The sequence below is a fragment of the Asticcacaulis sp. genome, from assembly GCF_047605585.1.
Classification (GTDB): Bacteria; Pseudomonadota; Alphaproteobacteria; order Caulobacterales; family Caulobacteraceae; genus Asticcacaulis.
This window is the reverse complement of the sequence record NZ_JASGFK010000003.1, coordinates 497,845-522,463: the sequence shown is the minus strand read 5'-3', so window position 1 is coordinate 522,463 and position 24,619 is coordinate 497,845. Positions and strand designations below refer to the sequence as shown.

Below are 24,619 nucleotides of genomic sequence, written 5' to 3'. Positions count from 1 at the left end.
TTCATTGACGCACGGATGAATATTCAACTGCCGGAAAGTCATGGACGGTCCGCTTTCAGGCCTTTTCAATCTGCCACAAAATCTGAGATGGATCAACAGCTTGCTGCCCCTCAGCTATATCTGGAGTGGCATCGGACGCATCCCTTTCGCGCAAGGCGACCCGCTGCCCGCGAATATCTGCCGTCACATCCAGCCACAGTCCGGAAAAGGCCGCACCGCCCCCTTGCGCCACCTCGGCGCAACGGTCCCGCCAGGTTGCGTCCCGAAAGGTGGCGTCAAGAATTACGGACTGGCCTGTGCCCAGCACTTGCTTCGCCAGCGCGAACATATGCTCATAGGTGCGGACATTTTCCTGAGGCGTATAGGCGTCCTTTGGCAGGCTTTCAAATTCCGGGCAGGCCCACAGGCGCTTGCGAATCTCATCGCTGCGCAGAACGACCGCTCCCGGCGCCCGCCCCAGCCCCGGCGCTTCACGGCGCGACCGCGTGCTCTTACCGGAACCGGACAGGCCGCCGATGGCTTTCATCTGCAGCGGCCGCATGTCCAGGAAGGACTGAGCTGCCCGCAGGTACATGCGGGCCCTCTCCATACCGCCATGCGGATCATTCGCCGAATTGGCACTGACATGACAACGCACCGCCGCGCGCATCGACATATAGAGCGGCAGTAGCTTCAGGCCGGCGTAGACGGCTTCCGCCTCATCCTCCAGGCGCGCCGCCTGTTCAAGCCAGACATTCAATACCAGATTGGCCGCCGCCTCATGCCCCCTCACCCACAGGTCCATCAGCAGGAAGGCCAGGTCGTACAGCACATCGATCTGGCTCAGGCGATCATTGAACTCGATACAGTCAAACAACACGGGCTTGCCGTGTTCGATCAGGATATTCCCCAGGTGCAAATCGCCATGACAGTGGCGGACATGGCCCTCCGCGAACCGTTTCAGCACGTCTGCTTCCAGGGCTGCGTAAGCGGTACGCATGGCCGTGTCATAGGCATCGACCGCCACGGCGCCGAGTTCTTCCCTGAAGACCTCGATATTCCTGCAGTTTGAGTCGATGACATAATAGATATTGTTGTTGTGCTGTGCGTCCTGGCAGACCTCTGATGCGGCATGGAAACGCGCGATCGAGTGCCCCAGATCGCGCATCACGTCCAGATCGGGCGTCCAGTCGGGATTTCGGACGCTTTGCTCGCCCAGGACTCCGGCCGTATCAAAACGACGCATGACCAGGACGCTCTCGCCGGTCAGTTCCTCGACACCGAGATAGATATCGGACGACAGGCGCTGATTAAAACGCAGCTCGCGCATCAGCGCCGTCCGCCGTTTTTCAGGCGTGGTGAAATCGAGAAAGCCGTAATCGACGCTTTTCTTGATCTTGTAAGCCTTGTCCCCCTTCAACACGATCTGCGCGCAGGAGGTTTCGATCACCTCGTCGGCGCCCTCGCTAAGATATTCCAGAACCTGACCTAAGGACACGCAACGCTTCCCCGATAAATACAAAAAACCGTCTTCGGCTAAGCCGCTTTTGCCTTGATGGCAAGCGATTAGGCTTGACCTGCACCGCCTTGTCCACCAGATGACAGGCCATGACAACTGCCTCTTCCCTGCCCGCCGATATCCAGGCCATCATCTTTGATTGCGACGGCACCCTGGCCGATACGTTTGGCGCACATTTCCGCGCCTTCCGCGATATTCTGGCTGAGTATAAAGTCACATTTGAGGCCGAATTTTACCAGGCGCGTCTGGGCCTGTCGCGCTACCAGTTGCTGGAGGCGCTGACCGAAGTAAAAGGCGTGGCCTTTGACGATGCTGATGTGGCCCGCCGCAGCGCTGTCGCCTTTGGCGGATATCTGAGTTCAGTTCGCCCCATTCCCTATACGCATGAGATCTTGCGCAATGCCCACGGTAAGCTGAAACTGGGCGTCGCCTCTGGCGGGCAAAGGGATATCGTGGTCCCCACCCTCAAATCTATCGGCGTCCATGACCTGATGGATACGATCGTGACGATAGAAGACTCTGGTGTCGGCAAACCGGCCCCGGACCTGTACCTGATCGCTGCGGACCGTTTGGGGATAAAGCCACGTTTCGTTCAGGTCTATGAAGACACTGACGAAGGCGTGGAAGCGGCTCATCGCGCCGGCATGCGGGTGATCGATATCCGCCCCTACTACCAAACCAATCCCGCGAACTGGTAATTACGGATACAGCTTGCTTTGCGTCCAGCCGCCGCTCAGCGTATCGCGGCGAAACTGCAGCCGGTCATGCAGGCGGAACGGCTTGTCGCGCCAGAACTCGATGCTGAGTGGCGCTACACGGAAACCGGTCCAGTACGATGGACGCTCGATCTTGCCGAGACCGAACTTCAGGCCGTATTCCGCCACCTTCTTTTCCAGGGCGAAGCGGTCTTCCAGCGGCCGTGACTGATCAGACGCCCAGGCGCCGATCTGGCTTTGCCGCGCGCGGCTCTGGAAATAGGCGTCGGCCTCAGCGTCGCTGACGCGCGTGACCTCACCACGAATGCGTACCTGGCGTCGCAGGGATTTCCAATGAAACAGCAGGGCCGCCTTCGGGTCTTGCGACAATTGCTGACCTTTTGCGCTCAAGGTATTGGTATAGAAGACAAATCCCGCTTCATCGAAATCCTTGAGCAGCACCATGCGCACGTCCGGCAGGCCATCGGCATCTACCGTGGCGACGGCCATGGCGTTCGGGTCGTTCGGCTCTTTGGCGGCAGCGTCCTTCAACCATTGACCGAACAGGGCAAACGGCTCACCGGAATCGATCTCCGCCACATGCGCTGCATGCGCCTCGGCATATTCATCGGCGGAGGGGCTAGGCGGGATCAGCGAATCGGTCATAGCGGCCTTAAGACTTTGAAAAGGATAATCGGGCATTAATTTTTGTCATGCGGCGCTGAAAATCAGCGCCGGCTCCATGCGTTTCAGAATGGACTTCGGAGGCCTGAACTTCAAGATGTCGGGGTTAAAAACAAGGGCCGAGGCGCTCGAAGAACTTGGGCTGGAAAGCACGGCGCACGCCGAGGCCATTCGTACCGCTTTTCGCCAGCGTCTGAAACAGGCCCATCCCGATCTGAACGGTGGCACCGATGCCCGTTTGCGGCGCCTGATCCTGGCACGTGACCTTTTAACAGCGTCTCCCAGGACATCGAGTCAAATCACGGAACCGTCTCAGGAATTTAATATCGGCAGTGCCCTGGATAGCGATGCCTGTCCCTTGCCTATCAGCCTGCATCAGGCGCTTTTCGGCGGCAGCGTCACCGTGGAAGTCCCGGCGCTGGAGTTTGCCGCGGCGGACGAGGCACTGACCTCACTCATCCAGACCAAGCAACTCCGTCTAACCGTACCGGCAGGCCTGCGTGACGGTACGACTATTAGCCTTGCCTGTGCGGCCGGTATCAACCGCCTGTTCCGTATCCGGATCCAAACCGATAGCGATTGCCGTGTCTGGGGCCATGACATCTGGATGACAGCCAGGCTGGAAAACCGCATTTTCCGCCAGGGTGGTCAGGTCCTGATCGATACGCCCCATGCGCCGCACCCCATCCATATCGCGCCCCGCAGCCAGTCGGGCGCCAGCCTGTGCCTGAAAGGCCTGGGCCTGCCCGCGACGGATATGGCTCCCGCCGGTGACCTGCATGTCCGGCTGGAGGCCTGCGCCGACGCGGTTCGTCCGGCCGGACATGTCCTCGATGACTTCCGCCAGCGCTGGGCATCGTAATTCAAAACAAAAAAACGATTTTCGCGCGGCGGTTCCGTGTGCCAATAGGGCAGCACATCACCGGGAGCCGCAGATGTCACTAACCTACGATCGTTTCAGTCCGTCGCTTGGGCTTCAGCATGACCGTTTCGGCAATCCGGCCGGTAAGGCCCTGCCCGACTGGCAGGCCTGCCAACGTCTGCCGGACTCAAGGCTTAAGGGCCGGACCTGCGAGGTCGTGCCTTACGATATATCCCATGACGAAGGACTGTACGCCGCTTTCGCGAAAGATGACGGCCGGATGTGGAGTTACCTGCCCTACGGCCCCTTCAGTTCCGCTGCCGGGATCGACGCCAGTATTCAGGATTACCAGAAAAACAGAGACTTCCACACCTTTGTTATCCTGAAAGATGAGACGCCACTCGGTTATGCCAGCTTCATGCGCTACGATCTGGCGCACGGCAGCGTCGAGGTCGGCGGCGTGACTTTCTCCCCCGCCTTGCAGCGTTCAACCGTGGCAACGGAAGCCATGTACCTCATGATGAAACACGCCTTCGATCATGGCTACCGGCGCTATGAGTGGAAATGCAACCAGCTCAACATCCCTTCCAATCATGCCGCCCTGCGGCTGGGTTTTCAGTTCGAGGGCGTTTTCCGTAACCATCAGATCAGCCATGGCAATCGCCGCGATACAGCCTGGTATTCAGTCATAGTTGAGGAATGGCCGCAGGTCCAGGCACGGCTGGAGGCCTGGCTCGATCCGGCCAATTTCGATGCGGATGGCGTTCAACGTCACCCCCTAAGCGCCATACCGCTCTAGATTTCGGCCACTGACACCGCCTTGGCCGGCTTCGTCAGCAAGGGGGAGTCCTTCTCGACCATGCCGTTTTCACGTGCCACGATCGTGGAGACCAGAAGCTGGCTGGTGACATTGGTCGCCGTGCGCATCATGTCAAGGATACGGTCGATGGCCGCCAGAATCGCCAGGCCTTCCAGCGGCAGGCCGGCGGTAGACAGCGTCACCGTCAGCATGACCGTCGCCACGCCCGGCACGCCAGCGGTCGCCAGCGATCCCAGGATCGAAGCCAGGGCGATAAGCAGGTAGTGCTGCGGCGTCAGTACGATATGGAAATAGTTGGCGATAAAGATCGACGAAATCGCCGGATAGATGGCGCCGCAGCCATCCATTTTCATATTGGCGCCCAGTGGCAGGGCGAAACCGGCGTAGGATTTCGGCAGTTTGAGGTTTTCTGTCGCCACCGCCAGCGAGACCGGCAGGGTGCCGATCGAGGAACAGGTAAAGAAGGCCGTCTGCTGAGCCGTGAAGATACCCTTGTAGAAACCAGTGACGCGCAAACCATGCAGCTTCAGCAGGACCGGATAGACGATGAAAATCTCCGTCAGGCAACCGAGATAGATCAGGCCTATATAGGGGATCAACGGCTTGAGCGCCTCCAGTCCGTAGCTTGCCACCACGGAGCCGATCAGACCGAACACGCCGATCGGAGTCAATTGAATGATCCAGCGTGTCAGCTTGAACATGACCTGAGAGCTTTGTTCAACCAGATCCGACAAGGCCTTGGTTTTTTGGCCCAAAGCTCCCAGTGCGGCCCCCACCAGAATGGCAAAGAAGACGATGCTGAGTATCTTGCCGTCGGCAAAGCTCTTGAAGATATTCGACGGCACGATGCCGGTAATGACCTCGACCGGGCCCGGAATTGGATCGTGCGCCTCCACGACCAGCGGCAGGCCAGCCAACCCCGCGCCCGGCTGAAAGTAAGTGCCTATGGCCAGGCCCACCGAGACCGCGATGGCCGAAGTGATCATGAACCAGATGATGGTCTGGGCGCCCAGCTTGACCGCGCGGCCGCCTGTTCCGTCTTCGCTATGGCCCAGGCGTGCGATTGAAGCGGCGATGGTGAAAAAAACCAAGGGCGCGACCAGCATCTTGATGGCGCGAATGAAGGTATCACCGATCGGATTGAGGAACGGCAAGGCATCCTTGCCCCAGTAAAGCGCCACGGCAATACCGGCGACAAAAGCCGCCAGGGTCTTCAGCCAGAAAGGGATTTTACCAAGCCATTTCATACTAATACTTTCGAGCGTAACCAGTTGCCCGATATATGGCCTTCTGTTTGCCGGTTTGCACACTAAAAAAATTGCGCCCTCAGTTAAACGCGGCTAAAGCCAGTGAAAATCTGCAGGCCTGTTCCATGTCCCACAATACTTTCGGTCATCTCTTCCGCGTCACCACCTGGGGTGAAAGCCACGGCCCGGCGCTCGGCTGTGTCATCGATGGCTGCCCGCCAGGCATTCCGCTATCCGAAGCCGACATCCAGTGGGCCATGGATCGCCGCAAACCCGGCGGTTCGCGTTTTGTCACCCAGCGCCGTGAAGCCGACGAAGCCAAGATTCTGTCCGGCGTCTTCGAAGGCGTCACGACCGGCACGCCGATCTCGATCCTGATCGAAAACACCGACCAGCGTTCAAAGGACTATGGCGAGATCGCCAGACAGTTCCGCCCTGGCCACGCCGACTACACCTACTTCGCCAAGTACGGCGTGCGCGACTATCGCGGCGGTGGCCGGTCATCCGCCCGTGAAACCGCGGCCCGTGTGGCCGCTGGCGCGGTGGCATTGAAGGTCCTGCAAGTATTAGTGGGTGAGCAGGTCAAAGTGCGCGGCGCCTTGTCGCAACTCGGCATTCACAAGGCCACGCGCAGCAACTGGGACTGGGAATCCGTCGATAACAATCCCTTCTTCTGCCCCGATCCGGCCTCCGTCCCCCTGTGGGAAGGCTATCTCGACGGCATCCGCAAGGCCGGTTCCTCAATCGGTGCCGTGGTCGAGGTCCAGGCCGAGGGTATTCCCGCCGGCTGGGGCGCGCCCATTTATGGCAAGCTGGATGCCGAGCTGGCCTCAGCCCTGATGTCGATCAATGCCGTCAAGGGCGTCGAGATCGGCGAAGGCTTCGGCGCGGCCGAACTTTCCGGTGAAGAAAATGCCGACGAAATGCGCATGGGGCCAGATGGGCCGATCTTCAAGTCCAATCACGCCGGCGGCATACTGGGCGGCATCTCCACCGGCCAGACGGTCGTAGCGCGCATGGCGCTGAAACCGACCTCGTCCATCCTGACCACGCGCGAAAGCATTGATCTGCAGGGCCAGGAGGTTGAACTGATCACCAAGGGCCGCCATGACCCTTGCGTCGGCATTCGCGCCGTACCGGTGGCCGAGGCGATGATGTCCTGTGTACTGCTGGATGCTTATCTCAGACACCGTGGCCAGACCGGCGGCGGATTTCATACTATCAGCGGTTGATTTCACTCCTGTAACACGGGAGCCGTAAAACCGGCTGCATCGCATCTTACGCCTGTTGGCCGGAGCCGCGCACATGGCGCGTGCCGGAGGATGCATATATGAAAAAACTGATTATACCCATGGCGATAGGCCTGATGATGGCCGCCACTGCCGTTTGCGCACAGCAAGCCCCGGATGGCCCGCCGCCCGGTGGTCCGCAAGGTGGCCCGCCCAAGGCCGAAGACCTCATTGCCCGTCTGGACACCGATAAGGATGGCGCCATCAGCAAGGCTGAAGCCGCGGCCGATTCCCGCTTTGCAGAGCATTTCGACATGATAGACGCCGATCACGATGGCAAGGTCACCGCCGCTGAACTGACCGACGCCTTCTCGAAAATGAAACCGCCATCGCCACCGCAGCAATAAACGTTTCTTTCCAAAAGCCGGAAGTTGATGCTTCCGGCTTTTTTATGTGTGTATGATGGGAAACGCGCCTATTGTAATTGTGAAAGTTACAATTATATATCGGGTCACAGCTCAAGAGGGAGAGTTTCTCATGATCGACAAAAGACCTTACAATCAACTCGGCGGCGCCAATCATGGCTGGCTGAACGCCAAGCACCATTTCTCGTTCGCCTCCTATTATGATCCGGCCAAGATGGGCTGGGGCAGCTTACGCGTCTGGAACGACGACGAGATCAAGTCGCAGACAGGCTTCCCGCCGCATCCGCACAACGACATGGAAATCATCACCTATGTCCGCGAAGGCGCCATCACTCACCAGGATTCTCTGGGCAACAAGGGCCGCACCGAAGCCGGCGATGTCCAGGTCATGTCGGCCGGCACCGGCATCCGTCACTCGGAATACAATCTGGAAGGCGAAACCACCAAGATCTTCCAGATCTGGGTCGAGCCCAGCCTGCGCGGTCAGCCACCGGCCTGGGGCGCCAAACCCTTCCCCAAGGGCGACCGTGCCGGCAAGTTCGTCACCCTCGCCTCCGGTTTCAAGGGCGATGAAGACAGTCTGCTGATCCGTACCCCGGCTCGTCTGCTCGGCGCCACCTTGCTGAAAGATCAGTCTGAAAGCTATACGCCGGTGACCGCACCGGAAGGCCAGACGCGACACCTCTATCTGGTGGTGGCCCGCGGCAAGGTCACTGTCAACGGCGTCGAACTCGATGAACGCGACGGTGCGGCCATCAAGGACGAAGCCGCGCTCGATATCCGGGCGCTGGAAGACGCCGAGATCGTGCTGCTGGATGCGGCTTAAACATATGGGGTTTGGGGCCTGCGGCCCCAAACCTCGTTACTTAAGACCAACCAGCTTATGCGTCTGGACGCTCATGCGCCATTGTGGATGCTTCAGACAGTAATCGATCACCGCCTGGGTATTGGCCGCCTGATGCGGATCATCCTTCGGTTGCAGGTAATAGCGTTCGAAATCCATGGCGAGGAATTCCGCCGGGTTGACACCGTCCTGTGGCCAGACCAGCTTCAGTTCCTGGCCCTGCGTCTGATGCAGGCGATTATCCGCTTTCGGGCTGACACAGATCCAGTCGATCCCCTCCGGCGCCTTCAGCGTGCCATTGGTCTCGACCGCGATGAAATAGCCGGCCGCCTTGACCGCTTCGATCAGGTCTTCATCAAGCTGAAGGATCGGCTCCCCACCGGTAAAGACCACGGCCTTGTCGGCGGAGCGCCCCTCGCCCCACACGCCGTCCAGCGCGGCCACCACATCGGCAGGCGTTGGGAACTTGCCGCCGTTCTCGCCATCGGTCCCGACAAAATCGGTGTCGCAGAAGGTACAGGCCGCCGTGGCGCGATCCTGCTCACGGCCACTCCACAGGTTGCAACCGGCAAAGCGCGCAAAGACATTGACACGCCCTGCCTGCCCGCCTTCGCCCTGCAGAGTCAGGAAAATTTCCTTGAAACTATACATTCAAACACAATCTAAAAATTTCGTTTCAAAGACCGTATGAGGCTTTGCAAGTCAACCGGCAAATTCTTTGGCTGCCGCGGCCGCCTCAGGGTTGCGTGTAAGGCTAAGAAACACCATGGTAGAAATGACAGCAGATGACGTACTTGCCAGAAATGTATGTAAGGCAGTCAAGGGAAGCAATATGACTCCGCCTTCCATTATTCCAAAGCTGTCCGCGACCTGAGACGGAAGCCCCAGACACTCGATAACGATCACCCAGGGCAAGGCGGCAGGAATGGAGAAAAAGAAGAATTTCACCCAAAATAAAAGACCGGCTGGGCGTTTTCGCAGTGCCATTGCCGGCAAGATGGGGGTGAGCATCAAAACGGCCGTTAAAGCCATAACAGACATCCGCGGCAGCCAGATCAATAATGGCACAAGTATCGCAGACATAAAAAACGAGAGGCCGAGGCTGGCCCGCAGCCAGTCCCAAAAGGAAATCCGCCCGATTGACGGCTCCAACTCTTTACCCAAAACTTGACTGACAACAACAAGAAATCCAGCGTGGGCCAGCACCAAGGGGCCAGCAATCATTATAAGATTAACCGCTTCAACAAGTCTAAGCGGAGGATGAAATTGTCCTGCTACCCAAGTGCAGCCCCACAGCCCCGCAGCGGTGAGTATCGCCCCTATTATTGCCAATCCCGCGAACACCGGGAAATGGCGCCCCCAGATAATAGGGACACGATACATGAGTACAAATGGATTAGATAATTTTGCCTTGGTCTCACAATCCATAACTACTCCCCCCTGAATAATCACGTGAACTGTAAAGCTTAATCACTTTTCGACGGGCAGCTTAGCCTCAAGAAAATGCTCGAAGCCGGTCTTGCGCAACTGGCAGGCCGGGCATTCACCGCATCCATACCCCCAGGTATGACGCTCGGCACGCACACCATTATAGCAGGTCGTGGTTTCCTCAAGGATCAGATCAACCAACGGCTGGCCGCCCAGTTCTTCGGAAAGCGCCCAGGTCTGCGCCTTGTCGATCCACATCAGCGGCGTATGGATTTCATACGGCCGTTCGATACCCAGCTGCAGAACGGTCTGCATGGCCTGCAGAGTTTCATTGCGGCAATCAGGATAACCGGAAAAGTCGGTTTCGCACATGCCGCCGACCAGATGGTCCAGACCGCGCCGGTCGGCTACCGCCGCCGCGTAGACGAAGAACACCAGATTGCGACCCGGTACGAAGGAGGACGGCAGACCGCGTTCGGTCATGACGATCTCGGTCTCGCGGGTCAATGACGACTCCGCCACGGCGCCGAAGCCGCGCAGATCGCAGACATGGTCCTCGCCCAAACGTTCAGCCCATTGCGGGAAGGCTTCGCGGAATTTTTCCAGCACCTGGGTGCGCGTCGTCATCTCAATTGCATGGCGCTGGCCATAATCGAACCCGATGGTTTCCACGCGCTCGAAATGCGTCAGAGCCCACGCCAGGCAAACGCTGGAATCCTGGCCACCCGAGAACAGAACAAGGGCGGATTTACTGGCAGGGACATGATCCAGGGACGCGGACATGGGGAAACTTTCAATAGGGAGGCGACCCTCATCTAAAACGCGCCTTTGTCCTGATTTGCAAGCCTTTTGGCATTACCGCTGCCTGCGCCAAGAATATGCAACAGGAAAACACACCCATGGATAGAATATTATTATTGAACAATTAATAATTGATGATAGGTGTTGAACTGGCCGGCATCCACCGTCCCTTATCTCACCGAATCTGAGGATTATCATGTCGAAAGAGAGAAAAATCAGTGTCGCCAAAGCTTTGGCCGCTCAATTACACGTTACGGAAGAAGCGATCGACACGGCCCTGGCGGAAGCCGCCAACCTGATTGAAACCTATGTCACGTCGCGCCGCGCCATCCGCCTGTCGACCACGATCGGTCATGATGCCCATCAGCATACGCTGAAGGCCATGATGGCGCTCAGTATGGCCCAACAGCACATGACCGCCGCCCATACAAAGCTGACAGAGGTTCAGGCACAGATTGGCCTTGGCAAGGTCGTCATCCTGCCGGCGGAGGACAAGCCCGCCGCCACGCCCGCGCCCCAAGATACAGAACTGACAAGCGATTACGAACGGATTATCGCGGAATAATCGCTTCATATCTGCTGGAAACGCGGATAGCGTGAATGCGTAACGCCCCGCTATGAGGCTCCGGCATGCTGCATTCTCCGCTGGCGATTTTTGACGCTGCTTTTCTTTTATTCACCTGTCTGGTCGCTATTATTTTCGGCGGCTGGCGCGAACGCAGCGGAGCAGTGCTTTATCTCGCCGCCTATGTGTTGGCCAACGGCTTGAGCGTCCTCAGCCACCATCAGGACCTGAGTCAAACGCTTGTCGATATTCTGTGCTTGGCGGGTTTCGTGATCCTGTGCTGGAAGTCGCCGCATCCCTGGCCCTTATGGGCTTCAGCCGCGCAACTGGTTTCCACCATGTCGGGCCTGACAGGCCTGCTGAATGTCGAGGTGGCCAGATGGGCCTATATGACGGTTCTGATTGTTTCGGCCTATGGTGTGCTTCTCGCCTTGCTTGCCGGTAGTTTAGCCGCGGCCAGGGCGAAACGAATAAAATCCACCAAATAGGTTGATTTTCCTAATTGTGGATTTATTTTCCTTACCTTCTATAGTACACACATTCAACGCCCTGACCGGCTTTTTTGACATGTTTATATTATGACCCTTTCGCACAGCCATATCTGGGCCGCCATTGATGCCCTGGCGAACCGGCTCAATACGACGCCTTCCGGTTTGGCGCGCCTGGCCGGTCTCGATCCGACCAGTTTCAATAAATCGAAGCGGACCTCCCCCGATTCCCAGGCCCGGCCGCGCTGGCCTTCGACGGAGAGTCTGGCGAAGCTGCTGGAAGCGACCGGCATCAAGTTTTCCGAATTTGCCCTGCTGGCCGAGGGCCGCGATGCGGGACACGGCATTCCGCTGATCGGCTTTGCCCAGGCGGGCAGCGAGGGGTTTTTCGACGATTCCGGTTTTCCTTTGGGCCAGGGCTGGGACGAGATTACCTTTCCCTCTGTTAACACAGGCTTGTATGCACTTGAAATTTCAGGCGATTCCATGCTGCCGCTGTATCGGGACGGCGACCGGATACTGGTCGACCCCCATGCCCAGAACCTGCGCAAAGGCGATCGCGTCGTAGTCAAGACGACGGAAGGCGAGGTCATGGCCAAGGAGCTGGTGCGGTTTTCCGCCCGCCAGGTGGAGTTGCGCTCGCTGAACCCTGATTTTCCCGATCGTGTGCTCGACCGGCTTGAGGTGGCGTGGATTGCTCGGATTGTATGGGCCAGTCAGTAACGGGTAAACCTCACCGATTATACGCCTTATGACTTCCCCGCATAATCGCCATATTCCCACTCATACGGCACACCGGTATCCCCCAAAATGAACCGCACCAGATCGGCAAAGGCCGCTTCCGAGCGCACATCGTTCGACAGAATCAGCACACAGCGTTTCGATCTTTCAAGGCAAACCATAGTGTTGGCCGTCTGACTGTCATGTCCGCCCTTGAAGAAGCCATGTCCTTGCGGGCCATCGAACACCACCACGCCCAGACCGGCATAGAGATCCTTGCGCTGCTGGTCAGCCGGCAATTCATCGGCGAAAGGCGGGAACTGTGTCTTCGTGCCGATATGCAGTTGCGGCCTGACCATTTCGGCACGCGAGGCCGGTGAAAGCCCCTCGCCCTTCACCAGTGCGGCAGCGAATTTCGACAGATCGTCTATCGTTGTGTCCATAGAACCCGCGGCGCGTACCTTGCTGCGTTCGTCGTGTTCAACCGCCTCGCCTTTGTCATTGAAGCCATCGGCGAGGTTCGGCCGAAAGTCATCGCGCCATTTCAGGCTGGTGCGCGTCATGCCGAGATTGTGGAAAATACCGTTCGTCAGGTCGCCGACATCGACGCCCAGCCCCTTGTCCTTGCGGCCTTGATCGATGGCGAATTGCAGCAGGATCAGGCCTTCGCCGGAATAGGCATAGCGCGTGCCTGGATCGTAATGGATATGCAGTTTCTGGTCCGGCTCTATCCACCAGAAATTGGCGAACCCGGTCGAATGCGTCAGGGCCATGCGCGGGGTAATCCGCTTCCAGCGCGGGTCGCCGGCCAGATCCTTATAGGGCCCGTATTTGTCCGGATAGATGGCATTGGTGTCGTAATCGACCAGCGGCTTGTCGAGATCGTCGGCAATCGGCGTATCGAGAGCAATCTTTTTCTGATCGACCAGCTGCAGAACCGTATAGGCGAAAACCGTCTTGGTCAGCGAGGCGCCGTACATGACTGTATTGGTCTGAAGGGGATCGCCGGCGGCATTGCGCACGCCATAGGCATGAACGTAGGCCACCTGGCCATTATCGATCACGGCCAGCGCCACCCCCTTGCCACCGGTTGCCTTCATGGCATCCGCGACATGGGCGTCAATGATTGAGGGTGATGGAAGCGGCGGCGGGTCGGCGGCGAGAGCGGGTACGCATAACAGGGCACTAAGGACTACGGCATAACGCAGCATGGTGGCCTCATGTTCATGACTTATGGGGTGTGGGGTCCGTGACCCCACAAAACCTTCTTATCTTGCTTTTTCTCCGCCCTTCAAGGGCAAAAAAGGCTTGGGGCCTCAGGCCCCAAACCCCATGAGTTATTGAGCCTGGACCAACTCACCGTTAATGCCCTGTTCCAGCAGAGCAATCGTGCGTTCCAGGCCGAAAATAGCCACGAACGAACCGAAGCGTGGCCCTTGGGATTGACCGAGCAGCACTTCATAAAGCGCTTGAAACCACGCGCGCAAGGGCTCGAATTCATGTGCTTTCCCGACTTCGAAGACGAGGTTTTGCAGCACTTCGGCATCCCGCGTGTCAGCTGGCAACTCGCGGAACTTCGCCGCCAGATCGGACATCGCCGCCTTTTCCTTCTCGTCCGGCAGGCGGAAGGTTTTCGACGGCTTCACAAAGTCCTCGAAATAGTTGATCGCATAGCCCGCCAGGCGATCGAGCACAGGCTCGCTTTCCGGCGTGGCGCCCGGAATGTAGGCGCGCAGGAAGCCCCACAGCGTTTCCTTGTCCTGGGCATTGGCCACGGAAACCAGGTTGAGCATCAGGCCGAAAGTCACCGGCGGCGACTTGATCCCCGTCTCGCCACGCAAAACGAACCAGACCGGATTTTCGATCTGCTTGGCTTCTTCCTGCTTCGGGAACGCATCCAGTTGCTGGAAAAACTCGTCGGTCGCGCGCGGAATGACGTCGAAATAGAGCTTCTTGGCCGATTTCGGCGACTGGAACATGTAATAGGCCAGGCTTTCCGGCGCACCATAACGCAGCCAGTCTTCCATGGTCAGGCCATTGCCCTTCGACTTGGAGATTTTCTGACCGGCTTCATCGAGGAAAAGCTCATAGTTGAAGCCTTCCGGCGGCGTACCGCCCAGCACCTTGCAGACCTGAGACGACACCTTAACAGAATCGATCAAGTCCTTGCCAGCCATCTCATAATCGACGCCCAGGGCTGCCCAGCGCATGGCCCAGTCCGGCTTCCACTGCATCTTGACGTGACCGCCGGTCACCGGCACTTCGAAACGTTCGCCCTCTTCCTCGAAGACAATCGTGCCGGCCGCCACATTGCGCTCAAGCGTCGGCACCTGGAGCACAAAACCGGTCTTCGGCGAAATCGGCAGGAAGGGCGAATAGGTGGCGCGGCGATCCGGCCCAAGCGTCGGCAGCATGACCTTCTGGATATCGTCGAAACGATCCAGAGCCGTCAGAAGCGTCTGGTCGAACATGCCGCTCTTGTAGCACAAGGTCGAGGACAGGAACTCGTAGGTAAAGCCAAAGCTGTCGAGAAACGCCTTCAGACGCGCATTGTTGTGCTGACCGAACGAGGGATATTCACCGAACGGATCACGTACCACGGTGAGCGGTTTGTAGAGGTCTTCACGCAGTATCTCGGCGTTGGGAATACCGTCCGGCACCTTGCGCAGGCCGTCCATATCATCCGAGAAACAGATCAGGCGCGTAGCCCAGGCGCCACCGGTCATCGCCTCGAAGGCCTGACGCACCATGGTGGTGCGCGCCACTTCGCCGAAGGTACCGATATGCGGCAGGCCGGAAGGGCCGTAGCCGGTCTCTAAGATCACGGCGCGGTCCAGGCCTTCGAAGGCCTTCAGGGCTTCATCCGTCTTGCCGGTCTCGATCAGGGCAAGCGCCCGTTTCTGATCCTCGTGCCCTGCAATGCGCGATTTGACCAGACGCGCAATCAGGTTGCGGGCCTGTTCAAAGGGCCAAGCGCGGCCAGCGTAAGCAGAGGTGGTCAGAGACGACATGATGGGGATAAAGCCTTTCTTTTTAAGAGAGCTTGGCTTTACGTCCCGGCAGCGCCGAGGTCAATTGTTAAAGGCGGCAGCGCCTAAAGAGAGGCAAGCGTCACCGGCGTCGCGCCCCCGCGCCAGACCTTGTGGAACTCAGCCATCGTCGCCACACTGCCGGCCTTATCGCCCAGCCGCTCCTGTGCCTGCGCCTTGCCCCACAGGGCATAGGCATTGCCCGGTCGCATTTTCAACGCCGCATCGAAGGCGGCAAGCGCCCCCTGCGCGTCCCCCACTTCCAGCTTTGCGGCGCCCAAGGTCACACCTGCCGGGCGATCGGCCTGCGGCGGCTCGCTATAGGCCAGCCTGCCATCGATCTCGACCGCGGCTGACAATACCTTCCCGGCCGTAACCGCATCCCCCAACGCCATGGCCACGCGCCCTTGCGCCAGATCCACCTCACGATCAAACAGCAAGCCGTTATCGCCGCCTAACCTGGCCAGGCCACGCAACTTCTGTAAAATGGCCAGTTCGCGCCTGGCAGCGCCCAGATTGCCTTGAGCGAGATAGGCCTGAACCCGACCATGCCGCCACACGGCCGTCAGCAGTTGCAGCGTTTTGTCCGGCGCTTTCAGGGACAGGAAGTCGGCCGGCGCCATGAACTGCGCACGCGACTGCATGGCGACGACCAGCTTGTATTCATCCCAGCTTTCCGGCTTGGCGCTGGTAACCCCTGCCTCGGATTCGCTGGCCAGGCGCAAGGCGTTGGCCGCGTCCCCCACCTGCTGTGCCGCCGACATGATAAAGGTGGCGTGATGGTAATAATAACCGAAATAGGCCGGCTTTTCCCCCAGATCACGCGCCAGGCCTTCGTCGATCGCCATGGCCTTGATATTGACGTCAATGGCATCGCCCAGCCTCCCGACCGGGTAATAGGTATGGCTTGGCATATGTACCAGATGCGGTGAGTTGGGCGCCAGTATGCCTAGCCGGTCAGCGTATTTTTCCGCCCTTTGCGGCCGATCAGAGGCTTCCGTCAGATGGATGTAGAGGTGGATGGCTTCCGGCTGATCAGGGCTGCGCGCCAGCACCTTTTCCACCCGGTCGATGGCTTTCTGTGCCCAGGGATAAGCGGTGTGACCGCCGGCCTCCCAATAATCCCAGGGCCGCACATCCATTGCCGATTCCGCCGCCAGCACCTGGAGCACATTGTCGTCAGGCCATTTATCGGCGATCGCCGCCATGGCGTTGGCGAAGTCCTCGGTATGCACCCCGCCCTGCGCCTTCACCGGGTTCGCCGCGTAACGCGTGGCCAGGGCCTCAAGCAGAGCGCGGGTGCGATCGCGCAGCCCCGGTTTCGCCAGTGCCGCCTGTACGATGGCCAGAGCCTTTTCCCGCTCTTGCGGCGCCATCTCGGTTTGATTGATATTCGGCCCCATGGCCAGCGCCTCGCCCCAGCTACACAGGGCACAGTCGGCATCTCGCACACGCGCCGCGTGGAAACTGCGCACCGCTGTTGGATACTCGAAGCCATACAGCAGGGCGAACCCCTGATCAAAATAGGCCTGCGCTTCGGCGTTGCCTGTATCCGCATCAAAATGAATGGGCGCCAGCCCTTTAAGCAATGGCAGGGGCTTGTCGTCAGAACGACCTTCCGGCTTGCCGCACATATGGGCGGACAGGACGGCCGGATCGATCGTCTTCGCTACCGGCGCCTTTGGAACCGCCCGGCACCCCAGCGCGCTCAACAAACAAAGCAGCGCCGCCGACGTCATAAGCCTGGCTTGCCATGTCATATCCATCCCCTGTGCCGTGTGGCCCGGGATAGTGAGACCATGAGGCTGCATCCAAGTCAACGTACCCGTCACAGGCTCACTTCACCTTACGGAAACATTTTCGCTTGACCGCCCTGTTGAAAGCACATAACTTTACGTTGACGTAAATGTAAGATTCTGCCACAGTCCATTCAAATCCAGAAAAATGCTCATGGAAACGCACGCTAAAGATACCCACCGCACCTATTCGATCCGTCAGCTCTCCAAGGAGTTCGACGTCACGGCCCGCGCCCTGCGCTTCTATGAGGACAAGGGCCTGATCTCGCCGCAGCGCAAGGGTCAGACCCGTCTCTATTCACCGCGTGACCGCGCCCGGCTGCAACTGATCCTGCGCGGCAAGCGTCTCGGTTTTTCGCTGGTCGAAATCCACGAAATCCTCGATCTCTATACCCCGAAGGATCATGGCGCCGCCCAGATGCGCGCCACCCTGCACAAGTATCGCGGCCAGATCGAAACCCTGAAGCGTCAGCGCGAAGATATCGAAGCGGCGATCAAGGATATGGCCGATGGCTGCATCTGGCTGGAAGAACAGATCCACACGCTGGAAAGCGAAACTGCAAATTAATCAGACTTCAATTCCGTTATCCTAAACAGGGACAATAACAAAATGGCCTACGTAGCTCCCGTTCGCGACTATCAGTTTCTTTTCGAAAACGTCTTCAAGACGGATCAGTACAGCAATCTGAAAGGTTTCGCGGACGCGGATACGGCCACGGTGGCAGCCATTCTCGAAGAAGCAGCCAAGTTCGCCGAAGAAGTCGTCCACCCGATCAATATCACCGGTGACAAGGAAGGCTGCACGCTCGATCCGGTCACGCACGAAGTGACCGCCCCCAAGGGCTATAAGGAAGCCTACAAGGCCCTGACCGAAGCCGGCTGGACCGCCCTGTCCAACGATCCTCAATATGGCGGCCAAGGCCTGCCGCATTTCGTCAACACCGCCTTTTCCGAAATGCTGTCCGGCGCCTCCTCGGCCTTCGGCATGTATCCCGGCCTGACCGAGGGCGCCATCTCGGCTCTCACCGCCGGCGGCACGCAGGCCCAAAAGGACCTCTACCTGCCCAAGCTGATTTCGGGCGAATGGTCCGGTACCATGAACCTGACCGAACCGCAGTGCGGCACCGACCTGGCCCTGTTGCGCACCAAGGCTGTGCCGACCGGCGATGGCTCTTATAAAATCACCGGCCAGAAGATCTGGATCTCGGCGGGAGAGCACGACTTTACCTCCAATATCTGCCATCTGGTGCTGGCACGCCTTGAAGGCGCCCCTGCCGGCGTCAAGGGCATCTCCCTCTTCCTGGTGCCGAAATTCCTGCCCGATGCCGACGGCAATCCGGGCGAACGCAACACACTGGAATGCGCCGGTCTTGAGCACAAGATGGGTATTCACGGCAATTCGACCTGCGTCATGATGTATGACGAGGCCAAGGGCTTCCTGTTGGGTGCGGAAAACGAAGGCCTGAAGATCATGTTCTACATGATGAACAGCGCCCGTTACGGCGTCGGCCTGCAAGGCCTGGCGATCGGCCATGCGGCCCTGGTGGCTGCCAACCAGTTCGCGAAAGACCGCCTGCAGGGCCGTGCGCTCAGTGGGCCTAAATCGCCGGACAAGCCCGCCGACAGCATCCTCGTCCATCCGGATGTCCGCCGCATGTTGCTGGAGAGCCGCGCCCTGATCGAGGGCGGCCGCGCCTTCCTGACCTGGGGCGCACTGCAAGCCGACTTGCAACACGTCGCCGAAGATGAAAAAGAGCGTGAAAAAGCAAGCGACTACATGGCTTTGCTCACCCCCGTCATAAAGGCCTACCTGACCGAGAAGGGCCTGAAGGTGACCCAGGACGCCATGCAGGTTCACGGCGGTTCGGGCTTCACCGAGCACTTCCCGGCCTCGCAATATATGCGCGATATCCGCATCACCCTGATCTATGAAGGCACCAATGGCGTGCAGGCGCTCGATCTCGTCGGCCGCAAGCTGCCCTCCAAGGGTGGCCGCGCGCTACAGACCTTCCTGGGCGAGATCGACGCCTATGTCGCCGCCGAGGAAGCCGGTTCCAGCGTTCCGGCCTATATCAAGGCCCTGAAGGACACGAAGGCCAAGCTGTTCGACGGCACCATGTGGCTGATGCAGAACGGCATGGGTAATCCGGATGCCGCCGCGGCCGGATCGCTCGACTACCTGCACCTGTTCGGCCTGACCTGCACCGCCTATATGTGGGCGCGCATGGCCAGCGAAGCACAGGCGCAGATCGATTCCGGTTCGACAGATCCCTTCTTCGCCACCAAGCTGAAGGTCGGTCGCGTCTTCCTGGAACGCATCCTGCCCGATGCCGACGCGCACCTGATCAAGATGAAGGCCGGCGCCGAAGGCCTGATGGCTCTGGCGGACGACGAATTCTGATCCGTCCGCCGCTTGTCAAGCTGTCATAATCCGGGCCTATACTGTTCGCCTGCTTAAAGGGGCGCACAATGATCCGTAACATTATGACAGGGCTTGGCGCCTTGCTGCTGGCCGCTGTGCTGGGCGTTCTGGCCTGGTTGTTTATCGCACCGCCGGAACTGCTGCGCGTCGGGGACGGCTATGCAGCCAAGATGGTCTGCTCCAATGTCTTCCTCGCCGGGCGTGACGCACAGCAGGTGCTGGCCGTCGATGTTCAGGCGCCCGGCAATCCGGCGCTGAAACTGATCTCCGTCAAGGTTGACCGGAAGGCGCATTCGGTTACGGCGCGCTTTCTGGGCCTGTTCGCGCCTTCGGGCGCCCTTTATCGCGACGGCCTCGGCTGCACCAGTGTGCCGGACCTGAACTGGGCGGCAGCCCAGGCCATTCACCTGCCTGCCAAACCCGTCATTATCCCCCATGGTCCCGGCCTCTGGCCGGAAGGCAGCGACGCGCCGGCAGGCGCCGCACCGGAACTGGCCGCCGTATTCAATGATGCCAAACTGACCGGCCCGAATATGCGCGCCATCGTCGTCATCAAGGATGGGCGTCTGCTGGCAGAAACCTACGGCCCCGGCTTCACCGCCGATACGCCCCTGCTGGGCTGGTCCATGAGCAAGACCGTCAATGCCGCGCTACTCGGCCGCGTGGTTCAGGCCGGCAAGCTGTCGCTCGATGATACGGCGCTGTTTCCGCAATGGACGGACGGCCGCAAGGATATCCGTATCCGCGACCTGACGGCCATGAAAAGCGGTCTGGCATTTAACGAGGACTATGGCGACGTATCGGATGTCTCGCGCATGCTGTACGTCAAGCCCGATATGGCCGCCTTCGCCGCCGACAAGCCACTGTCCACGACGCCCGGCGCGCATTTCGCCTACTCGACAGGCACCAGCTTTATCCTGGCCCGCCTGTGGATGGATCGTATCGGCGATCCCGCCACGGCCCTCGCCTTCCCGCGTCAGGCCCTGTTCGGACCGCTCGGCATGACCAGCGCCACCATGGAAACGGACGAACACGGCACCTTCGCCGGCGGTTCCTATGTCTATGCCACGGCGCGCGACTGGGCACGCTTCGGCCAGTTCCTCATGCAGGATGGCGTATGGAATGGCCAGCGCCTGCTGCCGGAAGGCTTTGTCGGCCTGATGCGGACTTCAAACGGCTCGAAGGACGGCTACTCACAGATGCAGACCTGGCTGCTCGGTCCACAGGAAAGCGAAACCGGCGCCACGGGCCTCCCCGCCGACGCCTTCTGGCTGCGTGGCCATGATGGTCAGACCGTAACGATCATTCCTTCACTCAAACTCATCGTCATTCGCATGGGCCTGACACCCTGGGAAATGGGCTACAGGCCAGAGCCCCTTGTCAAGGCCGTCATACACGCAACAAGATAGACATATTGCCCGTTAACCCTGTTCGGTCTAGCTTCACAGCTCAGGATTAGGGGCTGGGTGTATGAAAACGATTCTTGCGGTATTGCTTATGGGCTGCGTCATGGCCTTTGCCGTGTGGGCCCACGCGCCAGAATCGCAAAAGCCTCAGCTCTGCGCTGTCCTGTCGACCGCCTGCCTGAATACGCCTGCGGAATTCACCCATGTGGTGACTGATTTTCAGGACAAGGTTTCAGAAGGCCAGCCCGTCTCTGAATATATTTCGCTGTACAGAGGCAATGACGATCCGGAACCAACCGTCCGCTTTGAGGCCAGGACCGATTCTCTGACAAAAGGCGAACTGCCCGATGATTTTACCTGCGCGCCCCGCGGCAAGGACGAATTGATCTGCCATCGCCCTGTGCCGGACAGCCCTGTCGCCGAAACAGCGATCATGCGTCCCGCGAGCTTTGCCGGCCTGAAGGCCTGCGACCCGCCTTATGATGTGCTTTATCTCACTCCCCGCGCCGCGCCGGCCGGCACACGCCTCGAAGCCTTTGCCGACCTGCGTCAGGCCGCTCCGCCACCGAGATATACCCGGTGGCAGACCTGGCTCAATCGCCGGAAGTGCACGTAAAACCTACAGGTTTTCCAATACATATTCGGCGCTGGAAACCTTGAACTCACCGGCGGCCTCAACAAACAGCTTGTCGATCTGGCCATCCTTGATGACCGCGGCGTAGCGCTGCGAGCGCGGTCCCATGCCGAAACCGGAAGCGTCGAGCGTCAGGCCCATGGCCTTGGCGAAATCGCCGTTGCCATCGGCCAGCAGAACCACTTCATCGCTGATGCCCTGATCCTTCGCCCAAGCCTTCATGACGAAATAATCATTGACCGAGGTACAGGCGACCACATCGACGCCCTTGGCCGAAAAATCGGCGGCGTGATCCTTGAAGCCCGGCAGGTGACGCGCCGAACAGGTCGGGGTAAAGGCGCCCGGCACGGCGAACAGCACCACGGTCTTGCCGCCGAAGAATTCCTTCGAAGCGACGGGCTTGGGGCCGGCTTCGTCCACCACGGTCAGGGTCAGTTCAGGCAGGGTATCTCCGGCTTGCAGGCTCATGATAAATCTCTTTCTTTAATTCGCCGCCCGTTCTCTGCGAACCGGCCATCAAAATGCGATACGGATCGCTATCCGCATTCGTGGCCTTTTGCAATCAGGACAGACGTAACCATATAGGGTAATATCGCCTTCCCATTTACAAGAATGGCCCACCTCCCCAAAGGCACAGACGCCATGATTAGTCCGCAAGACTCCTTTTCCCAAGCAGAAGGCCTCGCCGGCCACATCTCCTACCAAGGGCAATTGCTGATCGCCATGCCGGCGCTGAACGACCAGCCGTTCAATCACAGCGTCATCTATCTCTGCCAGCATGATGCCGAGCACGCCATGGGCCTTGTGCTTAACCAGCCGATCAATGGCCTGAACTTCAGCCAGATGATGAAGGAACTGGGCATAGAGAGTCATAATCCCATCTTCGCCCGTCGCCTGGCCACACAGAAGATTTATCGTGGCGGACCAGTACAGAACGATCGCGGTTTCGTGCTTCATACGCTGGATTACCAGCTCAGTGACGTCACCCTCGACCTCGGCGGTCCCTTCATCAGCCGTCCCGATGGCGAGGAACAGGGCGTCGGCCTGACCGCCTCACGCGACATCCTAGTCGACCTGTCGGGCGGCACCGGTCCGGCGCGCAGCCTGATCGCGCTCGGCTATGCCGGCTGGGGGCCAGGCCAGCTGGAGGCGGAAATCAGCCAGAACGCCTGGCTGGTGGCGCCGGCAAGCCAGGAACTGCTGTTTGGCGGCGATCCGGAACACCTGTGGTCACGTGCCCTGGCCAGCATGGGCATCGATGCCGGCCACCTCTCCGGCACAGCGGGCACGGCCTAAGCCTGCGCCAGAGAGGTCGCCAGAAACGCCTCCGCATCGTTCGGCTTGAGCGGCCGGGCAAAGCCGTAGCCCTGCCCCAGATGGCAGGCCAGACCCGCCAGCCGGTCGGCCAGTGCCTGGTCTTCCACGCCCTCCGCCACCACGTCCAGACCGAAATCGCTGCCCAGGGTCAAGATGGCGTGGACGATCTTTTCCGAGGCGCCATCCGTCATGAGGGTCTGGATAAAGGACCGATCGATCTTGAGCGTATCGAACGGCAGCTTGGCGAGATAGGACAGGGAGGAAAAACCGGTGCCGAAATCATCGAGCGCCAGGCCGGCACCGGCTTCGCGCAAGGCTTCCAGTACTCGCGCGGCCGCATCGGGATCGCGCATGACGTCGCTTTCAGTCACTTCCAGCTTCAGACACTTGGTCGGTAACCCTGCCTCCTGGATCAGGCGTGACACGTCCTCGACCAAGTTCTGGCGCTCGATCTCCGGCGCCGACAGATTGACGCTGACGAAGAAGTGCGGCGGCAGGCTGTAGGCCGTCCGCCATTTTACCAGCGCCCGAATGGTCGACTGCATCATGATCAGGCCCAGATCGCTCATCAGGCCGAGATCGCGCGCCGCGGTCAGGAAGTGGTCGGGCGGAATGATGCCGCGCCGCGGATGCACCCAGCGCGCCAGGGCCTCGAACCCAGCAATGACGCCGGTCTGCAGATTGACGATCGGCTGATACCAGGCATGGATTTCCCCGCTGATGAAGGCCTTGCGCAGCTCCGCCTCCAGGGCCAGGCGCGTAAGACCGTCGCTTTCCAGCTCGCGCCTGTAAGCGGCGACGCCCCCTGCTCCCTTGGCGCGCGCCGCCTCGATCGCCATCTCGGCCCGGCGCAGTAGTTCGGCGCTTTCCAGCGCCCCTTCCCCGCCCTCGACCGCGACGGCCCCCATGGTGAAGGAGGGCTGGATATCGAAGCCGGCGACAACCAGCGTGCGTTCCATCGCCTTGCGCATCCGCTCCGAGACACGGGGAAAGCCGCGCAGGGTCAGGACGGCGAATTCGTCTTCGCCCAGCCGGCCCAGCACCGAACCATTGCCAAAGGCCTCTCGTAACCTTTGCGCCAGAATGCCCAGCACCATATCGGCCCGGTCATGCCCCAGGGCTTCGTTCAGACGGCGGAAGCGGTTGAGATCACCGACCACCAGGTCGTAATCGCCTTCTTGGGCCAGCAGGTCACGGCTGGCGGCCAGAAAGCCCCGCCGGTTATAGAGCCCGGTCAGGGGATCGATATGGATATCCTGGATGAGCCCGTCCGTCTTGGGGGCGCGGCGCAGATCGCGGCTCATCTCGGTCACGACGCCGAGGACGAGGGCTGCACTCGTCCGGCGCCCTTTGAAGTAAAGCAGGCGCTGGTCCTTCAGGCGCACCAGGCACTGCACCTGATCTTCGCCGGGCAGGTTGACGGCGGCGCGCACTTCCAGGGTATGCAGGACCTGAGCCAGCCTGTCGGCCTCGCCCGACGCCAGCAAGGGCGCCAGCTCATCCGGCGTGCAGACTGACGGCAAGGCGACATCCGTCAGGCTGCCGTGAAATTCCAGGCAGCCGCATGACAGATCATAGGCCCACAGCAGGCTATCCGCGCCAGCCAGCGCGTCATCCAGCCAGTCGGACGGTATCTTTGTCTTGCTGTCCATGCTGTCGCTGCCCTTTACCACGCCCGGTATAGACATGACGTGATTTGCACTGGAATG

Annotated in this window: 25 protein-coding genes; 14 read left to right on the top strand and 11 right to left on the bottom strand. The window is 59.6% G+C overall.

What is annotated here, in order from left to right; translation table 11 throughout:
- Nucleotides 1-55 precede the first annotated feature (55 nt).
- Complete coding sequence (locus QM647_RS11590) at nucleotides 56-1,477, bottom strand: AAA family ATPase (RefSeq protein ID WP_414995668.1); 1,422 nt, start codon at nucleotides 1,475-1,477, stop codon at nucleotides 56-58.
- A 110-nt stretch (nucleotides 1,478-1,587) separates the two neighbouring features.
- On the opposite strand from QM647_RS11590, the gene QM647_RS11585 reads away from it, so the two are divergent.
- The gene (locus QM647_RS11585) at nucleotides 1,588-2,196 is read left to right on the top strand and encodes an HAD family hydrolase (RefSeq protein WP_414995667.1); all 609 of its coding nucleotides are present in this window, start codon (nucleotides 1,588-1,590) and stop codon (nucleotides 2,194-2,196) included.
- Here QM647_RS11585 and pdxH read toward each other — a convergent pair whose 3' ends face one another.
- A complete protein-coding gene (gene pdxH, locus QM647_RS11580) occupies nucleotides 2,197-2,859 on the bottom strand; it encodes a pyridoxamine 5'-phosphate oxidase (RefSeq protein ID WP_414995666.1) in 663 nt (220 codons plus the stop codon).
- An 88-nt stretch (nucleotides 2,860-2,947) separates the two neighbouring features.
- Between pdxH and QM647_RS11575 the strand changes: the two genes are divergently transcribed.
- Together QM647_RS11575 and QM647_RS11570 are read left to right on the top strand one after the other, a co-directional pair.
- Nucleotides 2,948-3,739 carry a DnaJ C-terminal domain-containing protein gene (locus QM647_RS11575; protein WP_414995665.1) on the top strand — a complete coding sequence of 264 codons (792 nt, stop codon included), beginning with the start codon at nucleotides 2,948-2,950 and terminating at the stop codon, nucleotides 3,737-3,739.
- A gap of 73 nt (nucleotides 3,740-3,812) precedes the next feature.
- Complete coding sequence (locus QM647_RS11570) at nucleotides 3,813-4,538, top strand: GNAT family N-acetyltransferase (RefSeq protein WP_414995664.1); 726 nt, start codon at nucleotides 3,813-3,815, stop codon at nucleotides 4,536-4,538.
- Here QM647_RS11570 and QM647_RS11565 read toward each other — a convergent pair.
- Complete coding sequence (locus QM647_RS11565) at nucleotides 4,535-5,806, bottom strand: dicarboxylate/amino acid:cation symporter (RefSeq protein WP_414995663.1); 1,272 nt, start codon at nucleotides 5,804-5,806, stop codon at nucleotides 4,535-4,537. The genes QM647_RS11570 and QM647_RS11565 overlap by 4 nt on opposite strands.
- A 125-nt stretch (nucleotides 5,807-5,931) precedes the next feature.
- On the opposite strand from QM647_RS11565, the gene aroC reads away from it, so the two are divergent.
- From aroC to QM647_RS11550, 3 genes are all read left to right on the top strand, one after another.
- Nucleotides 5,932-7,038, top strand: coding sequence for a chorismate synthase (gene aroC, locus QM647_RS11560; protein WP_414995662.1), 1,107 nt, complete (start codon nucleotides 5,932-5,934; stop codon nucleotides 7,036-7,038).
- 98 nt (nucleotides 7,039-7,136) lie between these two features.
- Nucleotides 7,137-7,442: a hypothetical protein gene (locus QM647_RS11555; protein ID WP_414995661.1), complete on the top strand. Its 306-nt coding sequence runs from the start codon at nucleotides 7,137-7,139 to the stop codon at nucleotides 7,440-7,442.
- 130 nt (nucleotides 7,443-7,572) lie between these two features.
- Nucleotides 7,573-8,286, top strand: coding sequence for a pirin family protein (locus QM647_RS11550; RefSeq protein WP_414995660.1), 714 nt, complete (start codon nucleotides 7,573-7,575; stop codon nucleotides 8,284-8,286).
- A 36-nt stretch (nucleotides 8,287-8,322) separates the two neighbouring features.
- On the opposite strand, the gene queE is transcribed toward QM647_RS11550, so the two are convergent.
- The 3 genes from queE to queC are packed head-to-tail and all read right to left on the bottom strand — an operon-like array spanning nucleotide 8,323 to nucleotide 10,515.
- Nucleotides 8,323-8,955, bottom strand: a complete 633-nt coding sequence (queE, locus tag QM647_RS11545) for a 7-carboxy-7-deazaguanine synthase (protein ID WP_414995659.1) — start codon at nucleotides 8,953-8,955, stop codon at nucleotides 8,323-8,325.
- Nucleotides 8,956-9,006: 51 nt separating this feature from the next.
- Nucleotides 9,007-9,732 carry a hypothetical protein gene (locus QM647_RS11540; protein WP_414995658.1) on the bottom strand — a complete coding sequence of 242 codons (726 nt, stop codon included), beginning with the start codon at nucleotides 9,730-9,732 and terminating at the stop codon, nucleotides 9,007-9,009.
- 42 nt (nucleotides 9,733-9,774) lie between these two features.
- A complete protein-coding gene (gene queC, locus QM647_RS11535; RefSeq protein WP_414995657.1) occupies nucleotides 9,775-10,515 on the bottom strand; it encodes a 7-cyano-7-deazaguanine synthase QueC in 741 nt (246 codons plus the stop codon).
- Nucleotides 10,516-10,729: 214 nt separating this feature from the next.
- On the opposite strand from queC, the gene QM647_RS11530 reads away from it, so the two are divergent.
- The 3 genes from QM647_RS11530 to QM647_RS11520 all read left to right on the top strand — a co-directional run bounded on the left by QM647_RS11530 (nucleotide 10,730) and on the right by QM647_RS11520 (nucleotide 12,309).
- Nucleotides 10,730-11,098, top strand: coding sequence for a hypothetical protein (locus QM647_RS11530; RefSeq protein ID WP_414995656.1), 369 nt, complete (start codon nucleotides 10,730-10,732; stop codon nucleotides 11,096-11,098).
- A 65-nt stretch (nucleotides 11,099-11,163) separates the two neighbouring features.
- Nucleotides 11,164-11,586, top strand: coding sequence for a hypothetical protein (locus tag QM647_RS11525; protein WP_414995655.1), 423 nt, complete (start codon nucleotides 11,164-11,166; stop codon nucleotides 11,584-11,586).
- A gap of 90 nt (nucleotides 11,587-11,676) precedes the next feature.
- Entirely contained in the window at nucleotides 11,677-12,309 is a 633-nt protein-coding gene (locus tag QM647_RS11520) for a S24 family peptidase (RefSeq protein ID WP_414995654.1), read from the top strand.
- A 26-nt stretch (nucleotides 12,310-12,335) separates the two neighbouring features.
- Here the strand turns inward: QM647_RS11520 and QM647_RS11515 are convergent, their stop codons facing one another.
- From QM647_RS11515 to QM647_RS11505, 3 genes are all read right to left on the bottom strand, one after another.
- Nucleotides 12,336-13,517, bottom strand: a complete 1,182-nt coding sequence (locus QM647_RS11515) for a serine hydrolase domain-containing protein (RefSeq protein ID WP_414995653.1) — start codon at nucleotides 13,515-13,517, stop codon at nucleotides 12,336-12,338.
- Between the two features lie 126 nt (nucleotides 13,518-13,643).
- Nucleotides 13,644-15,317 carry a lysine--tRNA ligase gene (locus QM647_RS11510; protein WP_414995652.1) on the bottom strand — a complete coding sequence of 558 codons (1,674 nt, stop codon included), beginning with the start codon at nucleotides 15,315-15,317 and terminating at the stop codon, nucleotides 13,644-13,646.
- 83 nt (nucleotides 15,318-15,400) lie between these two features.
- Nucleotides 15,401-17,095 (bottom strand): hypothetical protein, encoded by a 1,695-nt coding sequence (locus tag QM647_RS11505; RefSeq protein ID WP_414995651.1) that lies wholly within the window; start codon nucleotides 17,093-17,095, stop codon nucleotides 15,401-15,403.
- Nucleotides 17,096-17,285: 190 nt separating this feature from the next.
- Here QM647_RS11505 and QM647_RS11500 point away from each other — a divergent pair, with 190 nt between their 5' ends.
- The 4 genes from QM647_RS11500 to QM647_RS11485 all read left to right on the top strand — a co-directional run bounded on the left by QM647_RS11500 (nucleotide 17,286) and on the right by QM647_RS11485 (nucleotide 21,575).
- On the top strand, nucleotides 17,286-17,699 hold the full coding sequence (locus QM647_RS11500) for a MerR family transcriptional regulator (protein WP_414995650.1): 414 nt from the start codon (nucleotides 17,286-17,288) through the stop codon (nucleotides 17,697-17,699).
- Between the two features lie 42 nt (nucleotides 17,700-17,741).
- Nucleotides 17,742-19,532 (top strand): acyl-CoA dehydrogenase C-terminal domain-containing protein, encoded by a 1,791-nt coding sequence (locus QM647_RS11495; RefSeq protein WP_414995649.1) that lies wholly within the window; start codon nucleotides 17,742-17,744, stop codon nucleotides 19,530-19,532.
- 68 nt (nucleotides 19,533-19,600) lie between these two features.
- Nucleotides 19,601-20,962, top strand: coding sequence for a serine hydrolase domain-containing protein (locus tag QM647_RS11490; protein ID WP_414995648.1), 1,362 nt, complete (start codon nucleotides 19,601-19,603; stop codon nucleotides 20,960-20,962).
- Between the two features lie 61 nt (nucleotides 20,963-21,023).
- On the top strand, nucleotides 21,024-21,575 hold the full coding sequence (locus QM647_RS11485) for a hypothetical protein (RefSeq protein ID WP_414995647.1): 552 nt from the start codon (nucleotides 21,024-21,026) through the stop codon (nucleotides 21,573-21,575).
- 3 nt (nucleotides 21,576-21,578) lie between these two features.
- On the opposite strand, the gene QM647_RS11480 is transcribed toward QM647_RS11485, so the two are convergent.
- Nucleotides 21,579-22,061: a peroxiredoxin gene (locus QM647_RS11480; protein WP_414995646.1), complete on the bottom strand. Its 483-nt coding sequence runs from the start codon at nucleotides 22,059-22,061 to the stop codon at nucleotides 21,579-21,581.
- Between the two features lie 174 nt (nucleotides 22,062-22,235).
- On the opposite strand from QM647_RS11480, the gene QM647_RS11475 reads away from it, so the two are divergent.
- Nucleotides 22,236-22,889, top strand: a complete 654-nt coding sequence (locus tag QM647_RS11475) for a YqgE/AlgH family protein (protein ID WP_414995645.1) — start codon at nucleotides 22,236-22,238, stop codon at nucleotides 22,887-22,889.
- On the opposite strand, the gene QM647_RS11470 is transcribed toward QM647_RS11475, so the two are convergent.
- Nucleotides 22,886-24,562 (bottom strand): putative bifunctional diguanylate cyclase/phosphodiesterase, encoded by a 1,677-nt coding sequence (locus QM647_RS11470; RefSeq protein ID WP_414995644.1) that lies wholly within the window; start codon nucleotides 24,560-24,562, stop codon nucleotides 22,886-22,888. The genes QM647_RS11475 and QM647_RS11470 overlap by 4 nt on opposite strands.
- Between the last annotated feature and the right edge of the window lie 57 nt (nucleotides 24,563-24,619).